Source organism: Streptomyces sp. NPDC002490 (genome assembly GCF_040296045.1).
GTDB lineage: Bacteria > Actinomycetota > Actinomycetes > Streptomycetales > Streptomycetaceae > Streptomyces.
Genome location: NZ_JBEOWM010000074.1, coordinates 1 through 23,782, shown reverse-complemented (window position 1 = coordinate 23,782; position 23,782 = coordinate 1). Strand labels below are relative to the sequence as shown.

At 75.4% G+C, this 23,782-nt stretch carries 3 protein-coding genes; all 3 read left to right on the top strand.

What is annotated here, in order from left to right:
* Positions 1-1,771: acyltransferase domain-containing protein (locus ABT092_RS29000; RefSeq protein ID WP_351249113.1), on the top strand; the 1,771-nt coding region annotated here is incomplete at its 5' end.
* 16 nt (positions 1,772-1,787) lie between these two features.
* Positions 1,788-16,706, top strand: a complete 14,919-nt coding sequence (locus tag ABT092_RS28995; RefSeq protein WP_351249111.1) for a type I polyketide synthase — start codon at positions 1,788-1,790, stop codon at positions 16,704-16,706.
* Positions 16,707-16,777: 71 nt separating this feature from the next.
* Positions 16,778-23,782 (top strand): type I polyketide synthase (locus ABT092_RS28990; RefSeq protein ID WP_502968532.1); only part of this gene is annotated, 7,005 nt, incomplete at its 3' end.

Here is a 23,782-nt window from a genome sequence, read left to right as displayed (position 1 = left end):
CCCGGCCCCCCCCCGCCACAACCCCCGCCCCGGGCGCCCGCCCCCGCCCGCGGCCCCCCCCCCCGCCCCGGGGCGCCCCCCCCCGGGCCGCGGCGGGCGCACGGTCTTCGTCTTCCCCGGCCAGGGCTCCCAGTGGGCCGGGATGGCGGCGGAGGCGCTCGACGTCTCGGAGGCGTTCGCCGACGCCGTCGCCGCCTGCGAGCAGGCCCTCGCCCCGCACGTCGACTGGTCCCTCACCCAGGTGCTGCGCAACGCCCCCGGCGCGCCCTCGCTCGACCGCGTGGACGTCGTCCAACCCGTGCTCTTCGCGGTGATGGTCGCCCTGGCCGCGCACTGGCGCGGCACCGGCATCGCACCGGACGCCGTGGTCGGACACAGCCAGGGCGAGATCGCCGCCGCCTGCGTCGCCGGAGCCCTCTCCCTGGACGACGCGGCACGGGTGGTGGCACTGCGCAGCCGGGCACTGCTGCGCCTGGCCGGCAGCGGGGGCATGGTGTCGGTCGCCGCCTCCGCCGCACGCACCGAGGCCCTGCTACCGGCCGGCGGCCGCAGTTGCGTCGCCGCGCTGAACGGCCCCGACGCGGTGGTCGTCGCGGGGGAACCGGCGGAGCTGTCCGCCCTGCTGGCCGCGTGCGACCGGGAGGGACTGCGGGCCAGGACCGTCCCGGTGAACTACGCGGCCCACTCGGTGCAGGTCGCCGAGGTCGAGGACGAACTGCGCGCCGCACTGGCAGGGATACGGCCCCGCGCCTCGACGGTCCCGCTCTACTCCACGGTGACCGGGGAGCCCGTCGCCGGAGAGTCGCTGGACGCCGCCTACTGGTACCGCAACCTGCGCGAGCCGGTCGACTTCGCGGGCGCGACCCGCACCCTGCTGGAGGCGGGCCACACCCTCTTCGTCGAAGTCAGCCCCCATCCGGTGCTGCTCGCCGGGATCGAGGCGGTGGCCGAGGACGCCGGGCGGGAGGTGTCGACGGTCGGCACGCTGCGGCGCGGCGACGGCGGCCGGGACCGACTGCTGGCCTCGCTGACCGAAGCATGGGCCGCCGGCGGCCCGGTGGACTGGTCGACCCGGGTGCCCGCCCCGCCCGAACCCGCTCCGCTCCACCTGCCGACCTACCCGTTCCAGCGCGAACGCTACTGGCTGCCCACACCGGGCCGGAGCGGCGCGTCAGCCCTCGCCGCGCCGGTCGCCGCGGAACCCGCCGCAGCGGCCCGCGACGACGCGCAAGCCCCCGCCGCCCCGTTGGCGGCACGGTTGGCCGACCTGGACCGCAAGGGCCGCCGCCAGACGCTCCTCGACCTGGTCATCGGCCATGCGGCAGCGGTCCTCGGGCACGTCGGATCGGGACCGGTGCGCCCCGAACGCTCCTTCTCCGAGGTCGGCTTCGACTCGATGCTCGCGGTGCGGTTCAGGAAGCGGCTGTGCGAAGCCACCGGTCTGGCCGTCCCCCCGACGATCGTCTTCGACCACCCCACGCCCGAGGCGCTCGCCGCCCACCTCGACGCGGAACTGTCCGCCGTCCCCGAGCCGCCCCCGCCCCTGCTGGCCGAACTCGACCGGCTGGCCGCGACCCTCGCGACGGTCCCGCCCGGGACGGCCGGCGCCGACCGGGTCGGCGACCGACTGGGCGAACTGCTGCGCACCTGGGCGCGGCGCACCGAACAGGACGCCGGCACGCCGCCCCCGCCCGCACCGGTGGACGACCCCGCGACCGCGACGGCGGACGAACTGTTCGCCCTGCTCGACAACAACTTCGGAATGTCCTGAGAGGGAGTTGGCACCGGTGTCCGACGACAAGAAGCTGCTCGACTACCTCAGGCGCGCCACGGCTGACCTCGGTGACGCCCGCAGACAACTGCGGGAGGCCGAAGAGGCCCGGCACGAACCGATCGCGATCGTCTCCATGGCCTGCCGGTACCCCGGCGGGGCGAACTCGCCGGAATCGCTGTGGGACCTGCTGTCCCGGGGCGTCGACGCGATATCCGCATGGCCGGTCAACCGCGGTTGGGACGTCGAGGCCCTCTACGACCCGGACCCCGACCACCCCGGCACCTCGACCACCCGCCACGGCGGCTTCCTGCACGACGCCGCCGAGTTCGACGCGGAGTTCTTCGGGATCTCGCCGCGCGAGGCGCTGGCGACGGACCCCCAGCAACGGCTGGTGCTGGAGACCGCCTGGGAAGCGGTCGAGCGGGCGGCGATGGACCCGCGTGCACTGCGCCGGAGTGCCACCGGCGTCTTCCTCGGGGCGATCGGCAACGGCTACGGCGCGGGCTCCCGCCACCTCCCCGAGGTACAGGGCTTGTTGGACACCGGGACCGCGAGCAGCGTGGTCTCCGGCCGGGTGGCGTACACCCTGGGCCTCGAAGGGCCCGCGGTGACCGTGGACACGGCCTGCTCGTCCTCGCTGGTCGCCCTGCACCTGGCGATCAGGGCCCTGCGGGCCGGCGACTGTTCGCTGGCCCTGGCCGGCGGCGTCGCGGTGATGGCGACCCCCGACCCGTTCGTGGCGTTCAGCCGTCAGCGCGCCCTGTCGGCGGACGGCCGCTGCAAGGCGTTCGGCGCCGGAGCGGACGGCACCGGCTGGTCCGAGGGCGTCGGCGTGCTGCTGTTGGAGCGGCTGTCGGACGCCCGGCGCAACGGCCACCGGGTACTGGCGGTGGTGCGCGGCTCGGCCACCAACCAGGACGGCGCGAGCAACGGCCTCACGGCGCCCAACGGCCTCGCCCAACAGCGGGTGATCCGCGCGGCGCTGACGGACGCCGGCCTCACGGCCTCCGAGGTGGACGCCGTGGAGGCGCACGGCACCGGCACCACCCTCGGCGACCCGATCGAGGCGCAGGCGCTGCTGGCGACCTACGGTCAGGACCGCCCGGCGCAACGGCCGCTGTGGCTCGGCTCGTTGAAGTCCAACATCGGTCACACCTCCGCCGCGGCCGGAGTCGGCGGGGTCATCAAGATGGTGCTGGCCCTCCAGCACGGTGAACTGCCGCGGACCCTGCACGCCGACCTGCCGAGCCCGATGGTGGACTGGTCGACGGGGGCCGTGGAACTGCTGACCGAGCCCCGCGCCTGGGACGACCCGGGCCGTCCGCGCCGGGCCGGGGTGTCCGCCTTCGGCGTCAGCGGCACCAATGCGCACCTGATCCTGGAGCAGGCACCGACCACGGACGCCGCCCCCACCGAGCCCCCCGCCCGACCCGGCCCGCTGCCCTGGGTGTTGTCGGGACGGACCGAGGAGGCGCTGCGGGAGCAGGCCGCCCGACTGCTGGCCCACCTGAGCTCCTCCCCCGAGCAGGGACTCGGCGCTCTGGGACACGCCCTCGCCACCACCCGTACGGCCTTCGAGCACCGGGCCGTGCTCGTGGGCGAGGACCCGGCCGTGATGAGCGAGGGCCTGAGGGCCTTGGTCGAGGGGGGCGCGGTGCCCCACCTGGTGCGGGGCGGTGGTGTGTCGTCGGGTCGTACGGTGTTGGTGTTTCCGGGTCAGGGCTCGCAGTGGGTGGGGATGGCCGCCGGGTTGCTGGGCGAGTCGGAGGCGTTCGCGGCGCGGATGGCCGAGTGCGAGCGGGCGTTGGCGCCGCACGTCGACTGGACGTTGACGGAGGTGCTGCGCACGTCCGCCCCGTTGGACGAGGTCGACGTGGTGCAGCCGGTGCTGTGGGCGGTGATGGTGTCGTTGGCGGAGGTGTGGCGTTCGCACGGTGTGGCGGTGGACGCCGTGGTGGGGCACTCGCAGGGTGAGGTGGCGGCGGCGTGCGCGGCGGGCGGTCTCTCCCTGGCGGACGGGGCTCGCGTGGTGGCCCTGCGCAGTCGGGCGGTGCGGGTGCTGTCGGGCCGGGGCCGGATGGCCTCGGTGCCGCTGCCCTCGGAACGCGTACGGGAGCGGATCGCCCCCTGGGGCGGCCGACTGTCGGTGGCGGCGGTGAACGGTCCCGCGGCGACCGTGGTCTCGGGCGACGCGGACGCGGTCGCCGAACTGGTCGAGCAACTCGTCCGGGAAGAGGTCCGGGCACGCCGGATCGAGGTGGACTACGCCTCCCACTGCGCGCACGTCGAGGAGATCCGGGAGCGGCTCCTCGACGAACTGGACGGCATCACGCCCCGTTCCGGTTCGCTGCCGTTCTACTCCACGGTCACCGGCGGCTGGCTGGACACGGCGTCCTTGGACGCCGACTACTGGTACCGCAACCTTCGCGGGACGGTGCGGTTCGAGGAAGCCACCCGGGGCCTGCTGGAGGAGGGCTTCCGGTTCTTCGTCGAGGCCAGCCCGCACCCGGTGCTCGGCTTCGGCGTCCAGCAGACCGCGGACGCGATGGACACCGCCGACTCGGCGCAGGGACCGGCGGTCGCCCTGGGCACCCTGCGGCGCGGCGAGGGCGGCCTCGACCGCTTCCTGCTCTCCTTGGGCGAGGCCCACGCCGGCGGTCTGTCACCCGACTGGAACCTCCTCTTCGCCGGACACCGCTCGGACGACGTCCGGCTGCCGACCTACCCCTTCCAACGCCGCACCTACTGGCTGGAGGACACCGACCCGGCACCGGGCGACGGCACCGGACCGTCCGCGGAGGGCGAGGACCTCTGGGAGGCCCTCGGCGGTGGTGACCTGGACCGCTTCACGGCGACGCTCGGGGTGGCCCCCGAGGACCCGCTGGACGTGGTGCTCCCCGCACTCGCCCACTGGCGCACCGAGCGCCAGCAGCGGTCGGCGGGGGAGTCCTGGCGCTACCGGGTCGCCTGGCGTGCCCTGCCCGAAGGCCCCGCGGCCCCGCTGACCGGCCACTGGCTCGTCCTGTCGTCGGCCGGACAGCCCGCGGACCTGGCGCACCGGTCGGCCGAAACCGTCCGTGCCCTGGAACGCGCCGGCGCCACCGTGGTGCACGTGGAGCTCACCGAGGACCACTCCCGGCGCGCGGCGCTGACCGCGCGGCTCGGCGCGGCCCTGGAGCCGCTGACCGGCCCGGTCGCCGGGGTGCTGTCGCTGCTGGGCCTCGACGAACGCCCGCACTCCGAGCACCCGACCGTCCCGCTCGGGACCGCACTGAACCTGGCCCTGGTGCAGTCCCTCGGCGACGTCGGGGCGGGCGCGCCCCTGTGGTGGGCGACCCGGGGCGCGGTCTCGGTCGAGGACGCGGACGGCCCGGTCAGCGCCGCGCAGAACCTCGTCTGGGGCCTCGGCCGGGTGGCCGCGCTGGAGTACCCGCAGCGCTGGGGCGGCCTGGTCGACCTCCCGGAGACCCTGGACGGGGACACCGCCCCCCGCCTGTGCCGGGTGCTGGTCGGCGGAGCCGGACCCGAGGACCAGGTGGCCGTGCGGGCCACCGCCTGCCACGGCCGACGTCTGGTCAGGTCCCCCCTCGGCGAAGCCGTCCCGCGGCGCGCCTGGCGCCCCGGCGGAACCGTCCTGATCACCGGCGGCACCGGCGGGATCGGCGCGCAGATCGCCCGTTGGCTGGCCCGGCGCGGAGCCGAGCACCTGGTCCTGATCAGCCGTCGCGGAGCCGACGCCCCCGGTGCCCCGGAACTCTCCGACGAACTGGCCGCGCTCGGCGCCCGGGTCACCCTGTCCTCCTGCGACGTGGCCGACCTGGACGCCCTGCGCGACCTGAAGGACGGTCTGGAACGGGACGGCGAGCGGATCGGCACCGTCTTCCACGCCGCCGGCGCCGGACTCCTGGTGCCCCTGCCCACGACCGACCTGGACGAGTTCGCCGACACCCTCTACGCCAAGGTCGGCGGGGCCAGGAACCTGGACCTGCTCTTCGACCGCGACACGCTCGACGCGTTCGTGCTGTTCTCCTCCATCTCGGGGGTGTGGGGCAGCGCCGACCACGGTGCCTACGCCGCCGCCAACGCCTACCTCGACGGCCTCGCCGAGAACCGCAGGAGCCGCGGGCTGGCCGCGACCTCCGTGGTGTGGGGCATCTGGAACCCCGAGGACGGGGTCGGCATGGCCGCCGCCCTGGTGGAGGAGACCCTGCGCGGTCACGGCGTCCTGTTCATGCCGCCCGCGGTGGCGATCACCGGGCTCCAGCAGGTGCTGGACCACGACGAGACGGTGGTCCTGGTCGCCGACATCGACTGGGACCGCTTCGCCGCGGTGTTCACCTCGGCCCGCCCCAGCCCGCTCATCGCCGAACTGCCCGAGGTGCGCCGGGCCCTGGCCGCCGACCAGGGCGCCGACCCCGAAGGGACGCCCTCGGCACTGGCCGACCGACTGCGCCCGCTCCCGGCCGCGGAACGGACCCGGGTGCTGGTCGAGCTGGTACGCACCGAGGCGGCGGCCGTCCTCGGCCACGGCTCGTCCGACGACGTCATCTCCGGCCGCGCCTTCCGCGACCTCGGCTTCGACTCGCTGACCGCCGTCGACCTGCGCAACCGGCTCAACGCCGCCACCGGGCTGCGGCTCCCGGTCACCGTGGTCTTCGACCACTCCTCGGCCTCCGCGCTCGCCCGTCACCTGGAGACCGGACTGCTGGGAGCGACCGACGAGGAACCCGCCCCCGCCCCGCCGCCGATTCCGGCCGCCTCCGCGGACGACGACCCGATCGTGATCGTGGCCATGAGTTGCCGCTACCCCGGGGGCGTGCGCAGCCCCGAAGACCTGTGGAGCCTGGTCGCGGACGGCCGGGACGCCGTCTCCGAACTGCCGTCCGACCGGGGCTGGGACCTGGACGGCCTCTACGACGCGGATCCCGATCGGCCCGGCAAGAGCTACACGGCCGCGGGCGGCTTCGTCCACGACGCCGGCCTGTTCGACCCGGGGTTCTTCGGGATCTCGCCGCGCGAGGCACTGGCGATGGACCCCCAGCAGCGACTGCTGCTGGAAACCTCCTGGGAGGCCATCGAACGCGCGGGCATCGACCCGGCGTCCCTGCACTCCACCGCGACCGGAGTCTTCGCCGGCGCGTCCTACCAGGGCTACGGCGGCACCCTGCGCGACGTCCCCGACGAACTGGAGGGCCTGCTCATCGCGGGCATCTCCACCAGCGTCCTGTCCGGGCGGGTCGCCTACCACCTGGGCCTGCGCGGGCCCGCGGTGACCGTCGACACGGCGTGCTCCTCGTCGCTGGTGGCGGTGCACCTGGCGGCCCAGTCGCTGCGCTCGGGCGAGTGCACCCTGGCCCTCGCCGGCGGCGCCACGGTCATCGGCACCCCCCTGTCCTTCACCGGGTTCAGCCGGCAGCGGGGGCTCGCCGAGGACGGCCGCTGCAAGTCCTTCGCCGCCGCGGCGGACGGCTTCGGCATGGCGGAGGGCGTGGGGCTGCTGCTCCTGGAACGCCTCTCGGACGCGCGGCGCAACGGGCACCCGGTGCTGGCCGTGCTCCGTGGCTCGGCGATCAACCAGGACGGCGCCAGCAACGGCCTGACCGCGCCCAGCGGCCTGGCCCAACAACGGGCGATCCGCGGTGCCCTGGCCAACGCCCGGCTGACGGCCGCCGACGTGGACGCGGTGGAGGCGCACGGCACCGGCACCCGACTGGGCGACCCGATCGAGGCCGACGCGCTGCTGGCCACCTACGGCCGGGACCGGCCCGGGGACCGGCCGCTGTGGTTGGGGTCGCTGAAGTCCAACATCGGCCACACCCAGGCCGCCGCCGGCGTCGGCGGCATCATCAAGATGGTGCTGGCGATGGAGCACGGGATGCTGCCGCGGACCCTGCACGTCGACCGGCCGTCCCCGGCCGTCGACTGGACCGCGGGTGCCGTCTCCCTGCTGACCGAGGCCACCCCGTGGCCGGAGACCGACCGCCCGCGCCGGGCCGGCGTCTCCTCCTTCGGCCTCAGCGGCACCAACGCCCACGTCATCGTCGAACAAGCCCCCGCCCTCCCGGCGGAACCCACCGCGCCGGACGCGCCCGGGGAGCCCGTCGTCGTCCCGTGGGTCCTGTCCGGGCGCACCCCCGAAGCACTGAAGGACCAGGCGGCACGGCTGCACGCCCACCTCACCGGGAGCCCGGAGACCTCCCCCGTCGACATCGGCTACTCGCTGGCGACCACCCGGACCGGGTTCGAGCACCGTGCCGCCGTCGTCGGCGGGGACCGCACGGCCCTGCTGCGCGGCCTGGCGGCACTCGGCGCGGGGCGCCAGGACACCGGTGTGGTGCGCGTCGGCGTGGCCCGGCCGACGAGGACGGTGTTCGTCTTCCCCGGCCAGGGCGCCGAATGGGTCGGGATGGCGCGGGAATCGCTCGCCGTTCCGGTCTTCGCGGAACGCATCACCGCCTGCGAGCGGGCTCTCGCCCCGCATCTGGAGTGGTCGTTGACGGCGGTGTTGCGGGACGAGCCGGACGCGCCCCCCTTGGACCGGGTGGACGTGGTGCAGCCGGTGCTGTTCGCGGTGATGGTGGCGCTGGCGGAGGTGTGGCGCTCCTACGGGGTGGTGCCGGACGCGGTGGTGGGCCACTCGCAGGGGGAGATCGCCGCGGCCTGTGTGGCGGGTGCGCTCTCCTTGGAGGACGCGGCGCGGATCGTGGCGTTGCGGAGCCGGGCGCTGTCGGCGTTGGCCGGTCGGGGCGGAATGCTGTTCGTGCCGCGGGCGGTCGATGCGGTCCGGGAGGAACTGGAGTCCTGGGGCGGGGTGTTGGGTGTCGCCGCGGTGAACGGGCCGGCCTCGGTGACGGTTTCCGGTGATCCGGAGGCCCTGGCGGAGCTGGGCGAGCGGTACGCCGCGGCCGGGGTGTTGACCTGGCCGGTGCCGGGGGTGGACTTCGCCGCGCACTCGGTGCAGGTGGAGGGGATCGAGGAGGAGTTGCGTACCCTGCTCGCGGGGATCGTGCCGCGGGCGTCCGGGGTGCCGTTCTACTCCACGGTGACCGGCGGGCCGGTGGACACGGCGGAGTTGGACGGCGACTACTGGTACCGGAACCTGCGGTGGCCGGTGGAGTTCGGGCGGACGGTCGAGGCGCTGATCGCCGACGGCCACCACACCTTCGTCGAATGCAGCACCCACCCCACGCTCGCGGTCTGGCTGCAACAGGCCCTGGAGGCAGCCGACGTCACCGGCGGAGCCGTCGTCGAAACCCTGCGCCGCGACGAGGGCGGCCCCGAGCGGCTGCTCGCCTCGCTGGCCGCGCTCCAGGTGCACGGGACCGCCGTGGACTGGGAGGCCGTCTTCGCCGGATCCGGCGCCCGCAAGCAACCCCTGCCCACCTACCCCTTCCAACAGCAGCGGTACTGGCTGGACACGGCCGCCCCGGGGCGTTCCACCGACGTCGTCTCCGGCTCCGACCCGGCCGACGCCGGGTTCTGGAACGCGATCGACCGCGGTGACCTGGACGCCCTCGCCGGCACCCTGCGCGTCGAGGACGGTGCGCTGCGCGCCTCCCTCGCCTCCCTCGTCCCCACCCTGTCGGACTGGCTGCGCGCACGACGTGCCAGCGGCACCGCCGACGGCTGGCGCTACCGGGTGGCCTGGAAGCCCCTGCCGACCACCGGGCGACCCCGGCTCTCCGGAAGCTGGTTGGTCGTGGCCGGTACCGCCGCCGACCCCGCCGTCGCGTTCGCCCTCGACGCCCTGCGCGCACACGGCGCCGCACCGGTCCTGGTCGAGGCGGGCCCGTCCGCCGCCGACCGGACCCGCCTCGCCGACCTGCTGCGGGCCGCCCAGGACGCCGACCGGGCGCCGGCCGGGGTGCTGTCCCTGCTCGCCCTGGCCGAGGAACCCCACGGCGAGGGCTCGGCGCTCCCGCTCGGGCTGGTGCAGACGGTCGCCCTGCTCCAGGCGCTGGGCGACCTCGGCGCCGACGCCCCCCTGTGGTGCGCCACCCGGGGCGCGGTCTCGATCGGCCGCTCCGACCGCACCGGCAGCCCCGTGCAGGCGCTGGTGTGGGGCCTCGGCGGCGTCGCCGGGGTCGAGTACCCGCAGCGCTGGGGCGGACTGGTCGACCTCCCGCAGCAACTCGACGACCGGGCCGCGGCCCGACTGGCCGTGGTGCTGGCGGGACTGGACCACGAGGACCAGGTGGCGGTGCGCGCCTCCGGCGTCTTCGGCCGCCGGCTCGCCCGCGCCGGACTCGGCGAGGCGACCCCGGTCCGCCACTGGACGCCCGAGGGCACGGTCCTGATCACCGGCGGAACCAGCGGCCTCGGAGCCCAGATGGCCCGCTGGCTCGCCCGGGAGGGCTCCGCGCACCTGCTGTTGACCAGCCGTCGCGGAGCCGCGACACCCGGCGCGGAAGCCCTGCTCACGGAGGTGCGCGGGCTCGGCGCCGAGGTCACCGTGGCGTCCTGCGACGTCGCCGACCGGGACGCGCTGGCCCAACTGCTGGCCACGATCCCGGCCGAACGCCCGCTGCGCGCCGTCCTGCACGCGGCGGGGGTCCTGGACGACGGCGTGATCGACTCGATCACCCCCGAGCGCGCGGCCGGGGTACTGCGTCCCAAGCTCGACGCCGCCCGCCACCTCGACGCGCTCACCCGGGCACACGACCTGACGGCCTTCGTCCTCTTCTCCTCGCTGGCCGGGACGCTCGGCGGCACCGGCCAGGGCAGCTACGCCGCCGCCAACGCCTACCTCGACGCCCTGGCCCGGCAGCGCCGCGACCTCGGGCTGCCGGCCACCTCGGTGGCCTGGGGCCTGTGGGGCGGCGACAGCCTCGCCTCGGGGGCGGTCGGCGAACGGCTGGTCCGCAACGGTCTGCCGGCCATGGCCCCCGAATCGGCGACGGCCGCACTGCAACAGGCCCTCGACCACGACGACACGGCGGTGCTGGTCGCCGACTTCGCCTGGGAGCGCTTCACCCGGGCGTTCACCGCGCTCCGGCCCAGCCCCGCCATCGGCGACCTGCCGGAGGTGCGCCAGGTGCTCGCGGCGGGGCGGCCCGCCCCCGGGACGGACGACGCCACCGGCTCGCCGCTGCTGCGGCTGGCCGGACTGCCCCCGGAGGAACGGGACCAGGCCCTGCTGGAACTGGTCCGCACGGAGGTCGCCGCCGTCCTCGGCCACCCCGGACCCGAGGCGGTGGAACCCGACCGGGCGTTCAAGGACATCGGCTTCGACTCGCTGACCGCCGTCGACCTGCGCAACCGGCTCGCCGAGGCCACCGGACTGCGCCTGTCGGTGACCCTCGCCTTCGACTACCCGACGGCGACGGTGCTGGCCGGCCAGCTGCGCACCGAACTGCTGGGCGCCGCCGAGGCGCTGCCCGCCGCCCCGCGGCGGGCAGCGGCACCGGAGGCGGACCCGGACGACGGGACGATCGCCGTCGTCGCCATGAGCTGCCGCTACCCCGGCGGCGTCGCCACCCCCGAGGACCTGTGGGAACTCGTCGCAGGCGGCCAGGACGCCATCTCCGGCTTCCCCACCGGACGCGGCTGGGACCTGGAGGGCCTCTACGACCCCGACCCCGACCGGGTCGGCAGCACCTACGCGCGGGAGGGCGGCTTCCTCCACGAGGCCGACCGCTTCGACCCGGCCTTCTTCGGGATCTCCCCGCGCGAGGCGCTGACCATCGACCCGCAGCAGCGGCTGCTGCTCGAACTCTCCTGGGAGGCGTTCGAAAGGGCCGGCATCGACCCGCTCTCCCTCAAGGGCAGCCGCAGCGGCGTCTTCGTCGGGTGCAGCCACCACGACTACGGCTCACGGGTCGCCCGGCCCTCCGAGGAGACCGAGGGCTACCTCGGCATCGGCAGCGCGGGCAGCGTGGCGTCCGGACGGATCTCCTACACCCTCGGGTTGGAAGGACCCGCGGTCACCGTGGACACGGCGTGCTCCTCGTCGCTGGTCGCGGTGCACCTCGCGGCCCAGTCGCTCCGGGCGGGGGAGTGCTCGCTCGCCCTCGCCGGCGGGGTCACCGTGATGTCGACGCCCGGGGCGTTCGTGGAGTTCAGCCGGCAACGGGTGCTCGCCGAGAACGGGCGCTGCAAGCCCTTCGCCGCCGCTGCGGACGGCACCTCCTGGGCCGAGGGCGCCGGGCTGCTGGTCCTGGAACGACTCTCCGACGCCCGCCGCAACGGGCACCCGGTGCTCGCCCTGGTACGGGGCTCGGCGGTCAACCAGGACGGTGCCAGCAACGGACTGACCGCCCCCAACGGCCCCTCGCAGCAGCGGGTGATCCGGGCCGCGCTCGACCACGCCGGGCTGGCCGCCTCCGAGGTGGACGCGGTGGAGGCGCACGGCACCGGGACCAGGTTGGGCGACCCGATCGAGGCGCAGGCCCTGCTGGCGACCTACGGCCGGGAACGGGCGGCGGACCGGCCGCTGTGGCTGGGCTCGCTCAAGTCGAACATCGGGCACAGCCAGGCCGCCGCCGGGGTGGCCGGGATCATCAAGATGGTGCAGGCGATGCGGCACGGGGCACTGCCCCGCACCCTGCACGTCGACGCGCCGACCCCCTTCGTGGACTGGTCGGCCGGCACGGTCCGGCTGCTCACCGAGGACACCCCGTGGCCGGAGACCGGCCGCCCCCGCAGGGCCGCGGTCTCCTCGTTCGGGGTCAGCGGCACCAACGCCCACACCATCCTGGAACTGCCCACCGACCCCGTCCCCGCCCCCGACGCCCCGCCTTCGACGGCCCCCGCCCTGCCCTGGCTGCTCTCCGCGCGGAGCGCGGACGCGCTCGGCGCGCAGGCCGGGCGACTGCTCCGGCACCTGGAGCGCAACCCCCGGCTCCGCGTCGAGGACCTGGGCCGCACCCTTGCGCTCCACCGCAGCGCCTTCGAACACCGCGCCGCCCTCACCGGCACCGACCGCGAAGCCCTGCTGCGCGGGCTGACCGCCCTCAGCACGGCCGAGCCGGCGGCGGACCTGGTCCGCGGCGTCACCGGCACCGCCGGCAAGACCGCCTTCCTCTTCCCCGGCCAGGGCAGCCAGCGGCCCGGCATGGGCGCCGAACTGTACGCCCGCTTCCCGGTCTTCGCCGACGCCTTCGACACCGTGTGCGCCGCACTCGACCCGCTGTTGGACCGTCCGCTGCGCGACGTGGTCGATGCCGCCCCCGGCACCCCCGACCACGGTCTGCTGGACCGCACCGGCTACACCCAGCCCGCCCTGTTCGCCCTCGGCGTCGCCCTGTTCCGGCTGGTCGAACACTGGGGCGTACGCCCTGACTACCTGCTCGGCCACTCGGTCGGCGAACTGGCCGCCGCCCACGTCGCCGGAGTGCTCTCGCTGCCCGACGCCGCCGCCCTGGTGGCCGCACGGGCCCGGCTGATGCAGGCACTGCCGGCGGGCGGCGCGATGGTCGCCCTCACCGCCCCGGAAGAGGACGTGCTGCCGCTGCTGGCGGGCCGGGAGGACACCGTCGGCCTGGCCGCCGTCAACGGGCCCGCCTCGACCGTGATCTCCGGCGAGGACACGGCGGTCACCGAACTCGCCGCCGAACTCGCCGCGCTCGGGCACAAGACCCGGCGACTGAAGGTCAGCCACGCCTTCCACTCGCCCCTGATGGAACCGGTCCTCGACGAACTGCGGAAGGTCGCCGCGCAGATCGATGCGGGCGAGGCCACCATCCCGATCGTCTCCGACCTCACCGGGGAGCCGGCCACCACCGAACAGCTCGGCTCCCCGGACCACTGGGCCGAGCACGTGCGCGCGACGATCCGGTTCCAGGACGGGGTGCGCCACCTGGAACGCGAGGGCGTCACCGCCTTCCTGGAACTCGGCCCGGACGGCGCGCTCAGCACCATGGGACAGGACTGCCTCACCGGCGATTCCGACCGCGCCGTGCTGGTTCCGCTGCTGCGCCGGGACCGTCCCGAGGTCGCCACCGCCACCACCGCCCTGGCCCGGCTGCACGTGCACGGCGTCCCGGTGGACTGGACGGCCGTCCACACCGAGGGCGCGACGATCCCCACCGACCTGCCGACCTACCCCTTCCAACGCCGCAGCTACTGGCTGGAGGGCAACTCCGCCGGAGCGGACCTGCCCTCGGCCGGACTGCTGACGGTCGATCACCCGCTGCTCGGCGCCGGCTCCGAACTGGCCGACTCGGACGGCTTCCTGTTCACCGGCCGGATCTCCCTGCGCAGCCACCCGTGGCTCGCCGACCACGGAGTCTTCGAGGGCGTGCTGTTCCCGGCCACCGCCTTCCTGGAACTCGCCGTCCGCGCGGGTGACCAGGTCGGCTGCGGCCGGGTCGAGGAACTCACCCTGGAGGCACCGCTGCTGCTGCCCGCCGGCACGGCGGTGGCCCTGCAACTCACGGTCGGCGCCCCCGACGGCTCCGGAGTCCGCCCGCTGAGCATCCACGCCAGGCCGGAGGGCTCCGACACCGACCCGCCGTGGACCCGGCACGCCAGCGGACTGCTCGCCCCGGACGACGAGCCGGCCGGGGACGCCCCCACGCACCCCGCGCCCTGGCCGCCGGCCGGAGCCGTCCCCCTCGACGTGGAGGGGCTCTACCAGCGCTTCGCCGAGGGCGGATTCGCCTACGGCCCCGCGTTCCAGGGCCTGCGGGCCGCCTGGCGGCTCGGCGAGGAGGTCTTCGCCACCGCGAGCCTGCCCCCGCAACAGCAGGCCGACGCCGCCGGCTTCGGCCTGCACCCCGCCCTGCTGGACGCCGCCCTGCACGCCCTGGTCTTCGACGTGCTGCAAGGACCGGAGAAGGGCTGGCTCCCGTTCTCCTGGAACGGGGTGCGGCTGCACGCCGCGGGCGCGTCCGAACTCCGGCTGCGGCTGACCCCGACCGGCGGCAACGCCGTCGAGGTGCTGGCGACCGACGACACCGGACGACCCGTGGTCTCGGCCCGGTCCCTGGTGCTCCGCCCCGTCTCCGCCGACCAGTTCAAGGCCGCGCAGCACGGACACCACGAGGAACTGTTCCGCCCCGGGTGGCAGCCCCTGCCCGCAGGCGCCGGCACCGCCGACGCCCTCCCCGGCCCGGAGTCCTGGACGGTACTGGGCACCCGGTCGTCCTGGTGGTGCGGATCCCCGCCGTTCCCGGGCCGGACGGTGCCCGACCTCGCGGCACTGGTCGAACTGATCGACGGGGGCACCCCGCCGCCCCCGCTGGTGTGGGCCGCCTGCCCGACCGTCGCGGGCCCGTCGGACGACCTCCGCGCGGCGGTGCACCGCGAGGTCGGCGCGGTCCTCGGCCTGCTGCGCGACTGGCTCGCGGACGAGCGCCTCACCGGATCCCGGCTGGTGCTGGTGACCTCGGGCGCGGTGCCCCTGCCCGACGACCAGGACGCCCCGGACCCGGTCCGGGCGGCCGTGTGGGGGCTGGTCCGCTCGGCGCAGACCGAGAACCCCGACCGTTTCGTCCTGCTCGACACGGACGCCCACGAAGCCTCGCCCGCGGCCCTCGCCCGGGCCCTCGCCTCCGGTGAGCCCCAACTGGCGGTCCGCGCCGGGAACGTGCACGTCGCCCGACTGGCCCGGGTGCCGCTCTCCACCCCCGAACGCAGGCCCGGCTGGGACCCCGGGGGAACCGTCCTGATCACCGGCGGCACCGGCGCCATCGGTGCCCACGTGGCCCGCCACCTGGTCACCGAGCACGGCGTCCGGCACCTGCTGCTGACCAGCCGCAACGGGCCCGCCGCCGAAGGGGCGACGGAACTCCACGCGGAACTCACCGCCTCGGGCGCCCACGTCGAGGTCGTCGCCTGCGACGCCGCCGACCGGGACGCCCTCGCGGCCCTGCTGGCCGGACTGCCGACGGAACACCCCCTGACCGGGGTGGTCCACGCCGCGGGCGTACTGGCGGACGGCGTGGTCGCCGACATGACCCCCGACCGACTCGACCCGGTGCTGCGCCCCAAGGTGGACGCCGCGGTCAACCTGCACGAACTGACCGCGGACCTGGACCTCACCGAGTTCGTCCTGTTCTCCTCCATCGCGGGCGTCTTCGGCGGCATGGGCCAGGGCAACTACGCCGCGGCCAACGCCTTCCTGGACGCACTGGCCCACCGCCGCCGGGCCGAGGGCCTGGCCGGACGCTCCCTCGCCTGGGGGTTGTGGGCCAACCGGACCGGAATGACCGGCGGCCTCACCGAGGCCGACCTGAAACGGATCGCCCGGGGCGGCATCGTCGCCTTCACCCCCGCCGAGGGACTGGCCCTGTTCGACGCGGCCGGGGAACTCGACGAGACCGTCGTCCTGCCGCTGCGGCTGGACACCGCGGCGGTGCGGGACCAGGCCGCCTCCGGCGGCGTCCCGGCGCTGCTGCGCGGCCTGGTGCGCCCCGCCCCCCGGCGCGGCACTGCGGGTCGCGCCACCGACAGCGGCCCCGACCGGCCGGATGCGCTCAAGCAACGGCTCGGCACCCTCAACGGTCCGCAGCGCGAGCGGGTGCTGCTCGACCTGGTCCGCTCGCACGCCGCGATGGTGCTCGGCCACGGCGGCCCCGCCGCGGTCGAACCGGGGCGCGGGCTGCTGGAGATCGGCTTCGACTCGCTGACCGCGGTGGAACTGCGCAACCGGCTGCGCGCCGCCACCGGCCTCCCCCTCCCGGCGACCCTGCTCTTCGACCATCCGACCCCGACCGCGATCGCCGGGCACCTGGCCACCGAACTGACCCCCGACCCCGGGCCCGCCCCGGTGCCGGCACTGGCCGAACTGGACCGACTGGAACGCGCCCTCGACGACGGAGTCGACGACGACGCGGCCCGGGAACGGCTCGCCGTCCGACTCCAGGAACTCCTGGGGCGCCTCCACCCCGCAGCCGCCGACGCGACCGGCGACGGCATCGAGGACCGCATGGACGGTGCGACCGACGACGAGATCTTCGACTTCATCGACAACGAACTCGGCATGGCATGACGACGAGGCGCGCGAACCGAGGTGACGAGGCAATGGGGAACGACGACAGACTGAGGGACTACCTCAAGCGGGTGACGGCCGACCTGCACCGGACCCGGCAGCGCCTGACCGAGACCGAGACGGCGGCCCGCGAACCGATCGCCGTCGTCGCCATGAGCTGCCGGTACCCGGGCGGGGTGCGGACGCCGGAGGACCTGTGGCGACTGGTCGCCACCGGCACCGACGCGATCACCGGCTTCCCCGACGACCGCGGATGGGACCTGGACCACCTCGACGACCCGCAGCAACTGCGCAGCGGCACCAGCTACGCCGCGCGGGGCGGCTTCCTCGACGACGTGCAGGGGTTCGACCCCGGCTTCTTCGGGATCTCGCCGCGCGAGGCGTTGGCGATGGACCCCCAGCAGCGGCTGCTGCTGGAGACCACCTGGGAGGCGTTCGAACGCGCCGGCATCGACCCGGCGTCCCTCCGGGGCAGCCAGACCGGGATCTTCGCCGGAGTGATGTACCAGGACTACGCGGTGCGGTTGCGCCGGGTCCCCGACGACGTGGCCGGCTACCTCGGCAACGGCAGCTCCGACAGCGTCGCCTCGGGCCGCATCGCCTACACCTTCGGGCTGGAGGGCCCGGCGGTCAGCGTCGACACCGCCTGCTCCTCCTCCCTGGTCGCCATCCACCTCGCCGCCCAGGCCCTGCGGCAGGGCGACTGCACGCTGGCCCTGGCCGGCGGCGCGATGGTGATGTCGACGCCGGTCCCGTTCGTGGAGATGAGCCGACAGGGCGGCCTGGCCAGGGACGGCCGCTGCAAGTCCTTCGCCGCCGCCGCGGACGGCACCGGCTGGGGCGAGGGCGTGGGCGTGCTGCTGCTGGAGCGGCTCTCCGACGCCCGCCGTCACGGGCACCCCGTACTCGCCCTGATCCGCGGCACCGCCGTCAACCAGGACGGCGCCAGCAGCAGGCTGACCGCGCCCAACGGCCCCGCCCAGCAACGGGTGATCCGTCAGGCACTGGCCAACGCCGGGCTCGCCCCCACCGAGGTGGACGTGGTGGAGGCGCACGGCACCGGCACCCCGCTCGGCGACCCGATCGAAGCACAGGCCCTGCTCGCCACCTACGGCCGGGAACGGCCCGCCGACCGACCGCTGCTGCTCGGCTCCTTGAAGTCCAACATCGGCCACACCCAGGCCGCCGCCGGCGTCGGCGGCGTCATCAAGGCCGTCATGGCCATGCGGCACGGCACCGTCCCGCCGACCCTGCACGCCCAGGACCCGTCCCCGCAGATCGACTGGACCTCGGGCGCGGTGCGCCTGGTCACCGCGAGCACCCCGTGGCCGGACACCGGACGACCCCGCAGGGCAGCGGTCTCCTCGTTCGGCGTCAGCGGAACCAACGGACACGTCGTCCTCGAACAGGCCGACGCCCCGACCGGGCCGGCGGACGACCCGGCCGCGGGCGCCCCGGACGCCGAAGCCGGCACCGGACACCCCGTCCTGCCCTGGGTGCTCTCCGGCCGCACCGCCGGGGCGCTGCGCGCCCAGGCCGAACGGCTCCGGACCCACCTGGACGCCCGCCCCGGATGGCGGCCGGCCGAGGTCGGGCACGCCCTCGCGACCACCCGCGCCTCGCACGAGCACCGGGCGGTGCTGATCGGCACCGACCCGGACGGCTTCCGCCGGGCACTCGACACCCTGGCCGCGGACGACACCGCCCCCTGCCTGGTGCGCGGCACCGCCGGATCGGGCGGCGAGGTCGCCATGGTGTTCCCCGGACAGGGGTCCCAGTGGGCCGGGATGGCGGTCGAACTCCTGGACTCCGCACCGGTCTTCGCGGCCCGCGTGGCGCAGTGCGAGCGCGCCCTCACCCCCTTCCTCGACTGGTCGTTGGAAGCCGTCCTGCGCGGCGAGCCCGGAACCCCGCCCCCCGAGCGGGTGGACGTGGTCCAGCCGGTGCTGTGGGCGGTCATGGTCTCCCTGGCCGAACTGTGGCGCTCCTACGGCATCACCCCGGGCGCCGTCGTCGGCCACTCGCAGGGGGAGATCGCGGCGGCCTGCGTGGCGGGCGCCCTCTCGCTGGACGACGCCGCACGGGTGGTCGCCCTGCGCAGCCGGGCGATACGGGACCTGTCCGGCCGCGGCGGCATGGCCTCGGTGGCCCTGCCCGCCGACCGGGTCACCGAGTGGCTCGCCCCCTGGGCCGGCAGGCTCTCCGTCGCCGCGGTGAACGGCCCCGCCTCCACCGTGGTCTCCGGAGACGCCGACGCCCTGGAGGAGTTCCTCGCCCGCGCGACCGCCCGGGAGGTGCGCAACCGGCGCATCCCCGTCGACTACGCCTCCCACGGCGCCCACGTCGAGGACATCCGCACCGAACTGCTCGCCCGGCTCGACGGGCTGAACCCGAGCGCGTCCCGGATCCCGTTCTACTCCACGGTCAGCGGCGGCCTCCTGACGGACACCTCCGTCCTGGACGCCGACTACTGGTACCGGAACCTGCGCGGCACCGTCCGGTTCGAACAGGCCACCCGCGCCCTGCTGGCGGACGGCTACCAGGTGCTGCTGGAGAGCAGCCCCCACCCGGTGCTCACCGTCGGCGTGCTGGAGACCGTCGAGGACGCCGGCGCCGACGCCACCGCCCACGGCACGCTGCGCCGCGGCGAAGGCGGACTCCACCGGTTCACCGAATCCCTCGCCGAACTCCACCTGCGCGGGGTCCCCTTGGACTGGGACGCCGTCTTCGCCGGCCGCCGTCCCGGGCCGGTCGACCTGCCCACCTACCCGTTCCAACGGGAACGGTACTGGTTGGAGGACGGAGCCGAGCCCGCCGCCGACGTCACCGCCGCCGGCCTGGCACCCGCGGACCACCCGCTGCTGGGCGCGGTCGTGGTCCTCGCGGACGGCGACGGCCTCCTCCTCACCGGACGGCTGTCCACCCTGACCCACCCCTGGCTGGCCGACCACGCGGTCCGGGGCAGCGTGCTGCTCCCGGGAACCGCCTTCCTCGAACTCGCACTCCAGGCCGGAGCCCGCGTCGGCTGCCCCCGGGTCGAGGAGTTCACCCTCGAAGCACCCCTGCTGCTGGCCGGCTCCGGCGGGACGATGCTGCGGCTGACCGTGGGCGCCCCCGACCGGCACGGACGCCGCCCGCTGAGCCTGCACGCACAGCCGGACGCACCGGCCGGCGAGGGCGGCGAGTGGGTCCGGCACGCCCGGGGCGTCCTGGCCGCCGAGGACCCGACGACCGCCGCGGAGGACACCGGGCTGACGGCCTGGCCCCCGCCCGGGGCCGAACCCGTCGCCCTCGACGGGCTGTACGACCGCTTCGCCGAGGGCGGATTCGCCTACGGCCCCGCGTTCCAGGGCCTGCGCGCCGCCTGGCGACGGGGCGAGGAGGTCTTCGCCGAAGCCGTCCTACCGGACGGGCCCGCACCGGCCGCCGACCGCTTCGGCCTGCACCCCGCGCTGCTGGACGCCGCCCTGCACGCCACCGGACTGCCCGGCACCGCCGGCACCGAGGAACACCCCGAGGGGCGACTGCCGTTCTCCTGGAACGGGGTCACGCTGCACGCCACCGGTGCCGACGCGATCCGGGTCCGGCTCACCCCGGCGGGCCCCGACGCGGTGACCCTCCAGGTCGCCGACCCGACCGGCCGCGCCGTGACCACGGTGGACTCGCTGGTGCTCCGGCCGGCCGCCGCCGAAGGGTTCGCCCCCGCCCGCGACGGTCGCCGCCACCACCGGGACCTGTACCGGGTGGAGTGGGTCCCGGCGCGTTCCACCGGCGCCGAAGCGCCGGCCCGGCTCACCACCGACCTGGCCGCGCTGGTGGCCGAGGTGGACGCCGGTGCCCCGGTGCCCGAGACGGTGTTGCTGGCCTGCGCGGAGCAGGAGGACGAGGGCGACCCGGCCGCGGCGGCCCGAGCCTGCGTGCACCGGGCCCTCGCCGACGTGCAGACCTGGCTGGCCGACGACCGCTTCGCCGGATCCCGACTGGTCTTCCGCACCCGAGGCGCGGTCAGCGTCACCGGAGGAGACCTGCGGAACCCGGCTCAGAGCGCCCTGTGGGGCCTGGTCCGCTCCGCCCAGTCCGAGCACCCGGACCGCTTCGCCCTGCTCGACCTCGACCCGGCCGACGAGTTCGGGACCTCACCCGGCGTGGCGGCGGCCCTCGCCACCCGGGAGGCCCAGTCGGCCGTGCGCGGCGACCAGGTCCGCGTACCGCGTCTGGCCGGGGTCCCGAGCGACGCCCCCGACCGGCCGACCGCACCCGCCCGACCCCTGGACCCGGACGGCACGGTCCTCGTCACCGGCGGCACCGGCCTGCTCGGCTCCCACGTCGCCCGCCGGCTCGCCGCCCGGCACGGCGTCCGACACCTGCTCCTGCTCTCCCGCAGCGGCCCGGCCGCCGAAGGCGCCGAACACCTGCGGACCGAACTCGCGGCGCTGGGCGCCGACGCCAGGATCGTCGCCTGCGACGCCGCCGACCGCACCGCCCTCGCCGCCGTGCTCGCCGACCTGCCGCCGGCACACCCCCTGACCGCGGTGGTCCACACCGCGGGCGCCCTGGACGACGGCGTCGTCACGGCCCTCACCCCCGAACGGGTGGACGAGGTCCTGCGCCCCAAGGTCGACGCGGCCCTCCACCTGCACGAACTGACCCGCGGACGGGACCTCGCCGGCTTCGTCCTCTTCTCCTCGGCCGCCGGCACCTTCGGCGGCCCCGGGCAGGCCAACTACGCCGCCGCCAACGCCTTCCTCGACGCCCTCGCCGAACAGCGCCGGACCGCGGGACTGGCCGGCCAGTCCCTGGCCTGGACCCTGTGGGAGCAGGCCAGCGCACTGACCGGCCACCTGGACGACGCCGAGGTGCGACGCATCGCCCGCTCCGGGATGCCGCCGCTGGCCACCGAACAGGGACTCGAACTCTTCGACACGGCCCTCACCCTGGACCGCGCCGTCCTGGTGCCGATGCGCCTGGACACCGCCGCCCTGCGCTCCGCAGCGGCGGCCGGGACGCTGCCGCCGCTGCTGCGCGGCCTCGTCCGGACCCCACTGAGGCGGGCGGCGACGGCCACCGAGGCGACGGCCGACGAGGACGTCCTGCGCCGGCGCCTCGCCGACCTCGACGGCGCCGGACGGATGCGGATGCTGCTCGAACTCGTCCGCACCCGCACGGCCGCGGTCCTCGGCCACGCCTCCCCGGACGACCTGGACCCCGGGCGGGCCTTCCGCGAACTCGGCTTCGACTCGCTGGCCTCGGTGGAACTGCGGAACCGTCTGAACGCCGCCACCGGACTCCGGCTCCCGGCGAGCCTGGTGTTCGACTACCCGACGCCCACCGCACTGGCCGGCTTCCTGCTCGCCGGACTGACGGACGACCGCACCGACCCCGCCGCGCCCGCCGGCCCCGCGCCCCGGACCTCGGACGACGACCGGATCGCGATCGTCTCCATGGCCTGCCGCTTCCCCGGCGGGGTCCGCTCGCCCGAGGACCTCTGGCGGATGCTGGCCGAGGGCCGCGACGGCATCTCCGAGTTCCCCACGGACCGGGGCTGGGGGCTGGACGCGCTCTACGACCCGGACCCCGACCGGCCCGGCACCTCCATCACCCGCCACGGCGGCTTCCTGCACGACGCCGCCGAGTTCGACGCGGAGTTCTTCGGGATCTCGCCGCGCGAGGCGCTGGCGATGGACCCCCAGCAGCGGCTGCTGCTGGAGACCAGCTGGGAACTGTTCGAGCGCGCCGCCATCGACCCCTCGGAACTGCGCGGCGCTCCCGTGGGCACCTACGTCGGCCTGATGCAGCAGGACTACGCGGCACGCCTCCTGCCCTACATCCCGGAGGACGTCGAGGGATTCCTCGGCACCGGCAACTCCGGCAGCATCGTCTCCGGACGCCTGGCCTACTTCTTCGGGCTGGAGGGTCCCGCGGTCACCGTGGACACCGCCTGCTCCTCCTCGCTGGTGGCCCTGCACCTGGCCGTGCGGGCACTGCGGTCGGGGGAGTGCTCCATGGCCCTGGCCGGCGGCGTCAACGTGATGTGCAGCCCCGAACTCTTCGTAGAGTTCAGCCGGCAGGGGGGCCTGGCTCCGGACGGCCGGTGCAAGTCCTTCGCCGCCGCCGCGGACGGCACCGGCTTCGGCGAGGGCGTGGGGTTGGTGTTGGTGGAGCGGTTGTCGGATGCGGTGCGTAGGGGGCATCCGGTGTTGGCGGTGGTGCGGGGTTCGGCGGTGAATCAGGATGGTGCGTCGAACGGGTTGACGGCGCCGAACGGTCCGTCGCAGCAGCGGGTGATCCGGGCGGCGTTGGCGGATGCCGGTCTTGCGGGGTCCGAGGTGGACGTGGTGGAGGCGCACGGCACCGGCACCACCCTCGGAGACCCGATCGAGGCGCAGGCGCTGCTGGCGACCTACGGTCAGGACCGCCCGGCGGAACGGCCCGTGCGGATCGGCTCGTTGAAGTCCAACATCGGCCACGCCTCGGCGGCCGCCGGTGTGGGCGGCGTGATCAAGTCGGTGCTGGCCCTGCGGCACGGGGTCATGCCCAAGACCCTCCACGTCGACGGCCCGACCCCGCAGGTGGACTGGTCCGCCGGGGCGGCCGAGCTGCTCACCGAGGCCGTGCCGTGGCCGGAGACCGGTCGGCCGCGTCGGGCGGGCGTCTCGTCCTTCGGGGTGAGCGGCACCAACGCCCATGTCGTCCTGGAACAGCCGCCCGTGCGGCAACCGGTCGACCGGCCCGACGCACCGGGACACCTGCCCGCCACCGTGGCCTGGCCGCTGTCGGCACGGAGCCCCGAGGCCCTTCGGGCCCAGGCGGCGGCCTTGTCCGGCGCGGTGCGCGAACGGCCGGACACGCCCCCGGGGGATGTGGCGTTCTCCCTGGCCACCGGCCGTGCCGCGTGGGGACACCGCGCGGTGGTGGTGGGCGAGGGTCTCGAACTGGTCGCAGGACTCGATGCCTTGGCGCGGGGTGGGGAGTCGGTGGGTGTGGTGTCGGGTGGTGGTGTGGTGTCGGGTCGTACGGTGTTGGTGTTTCCGGGTCAGGGGTCGCAGTGGGTGGGGATGGCTGCGGGGTTGTTGGGT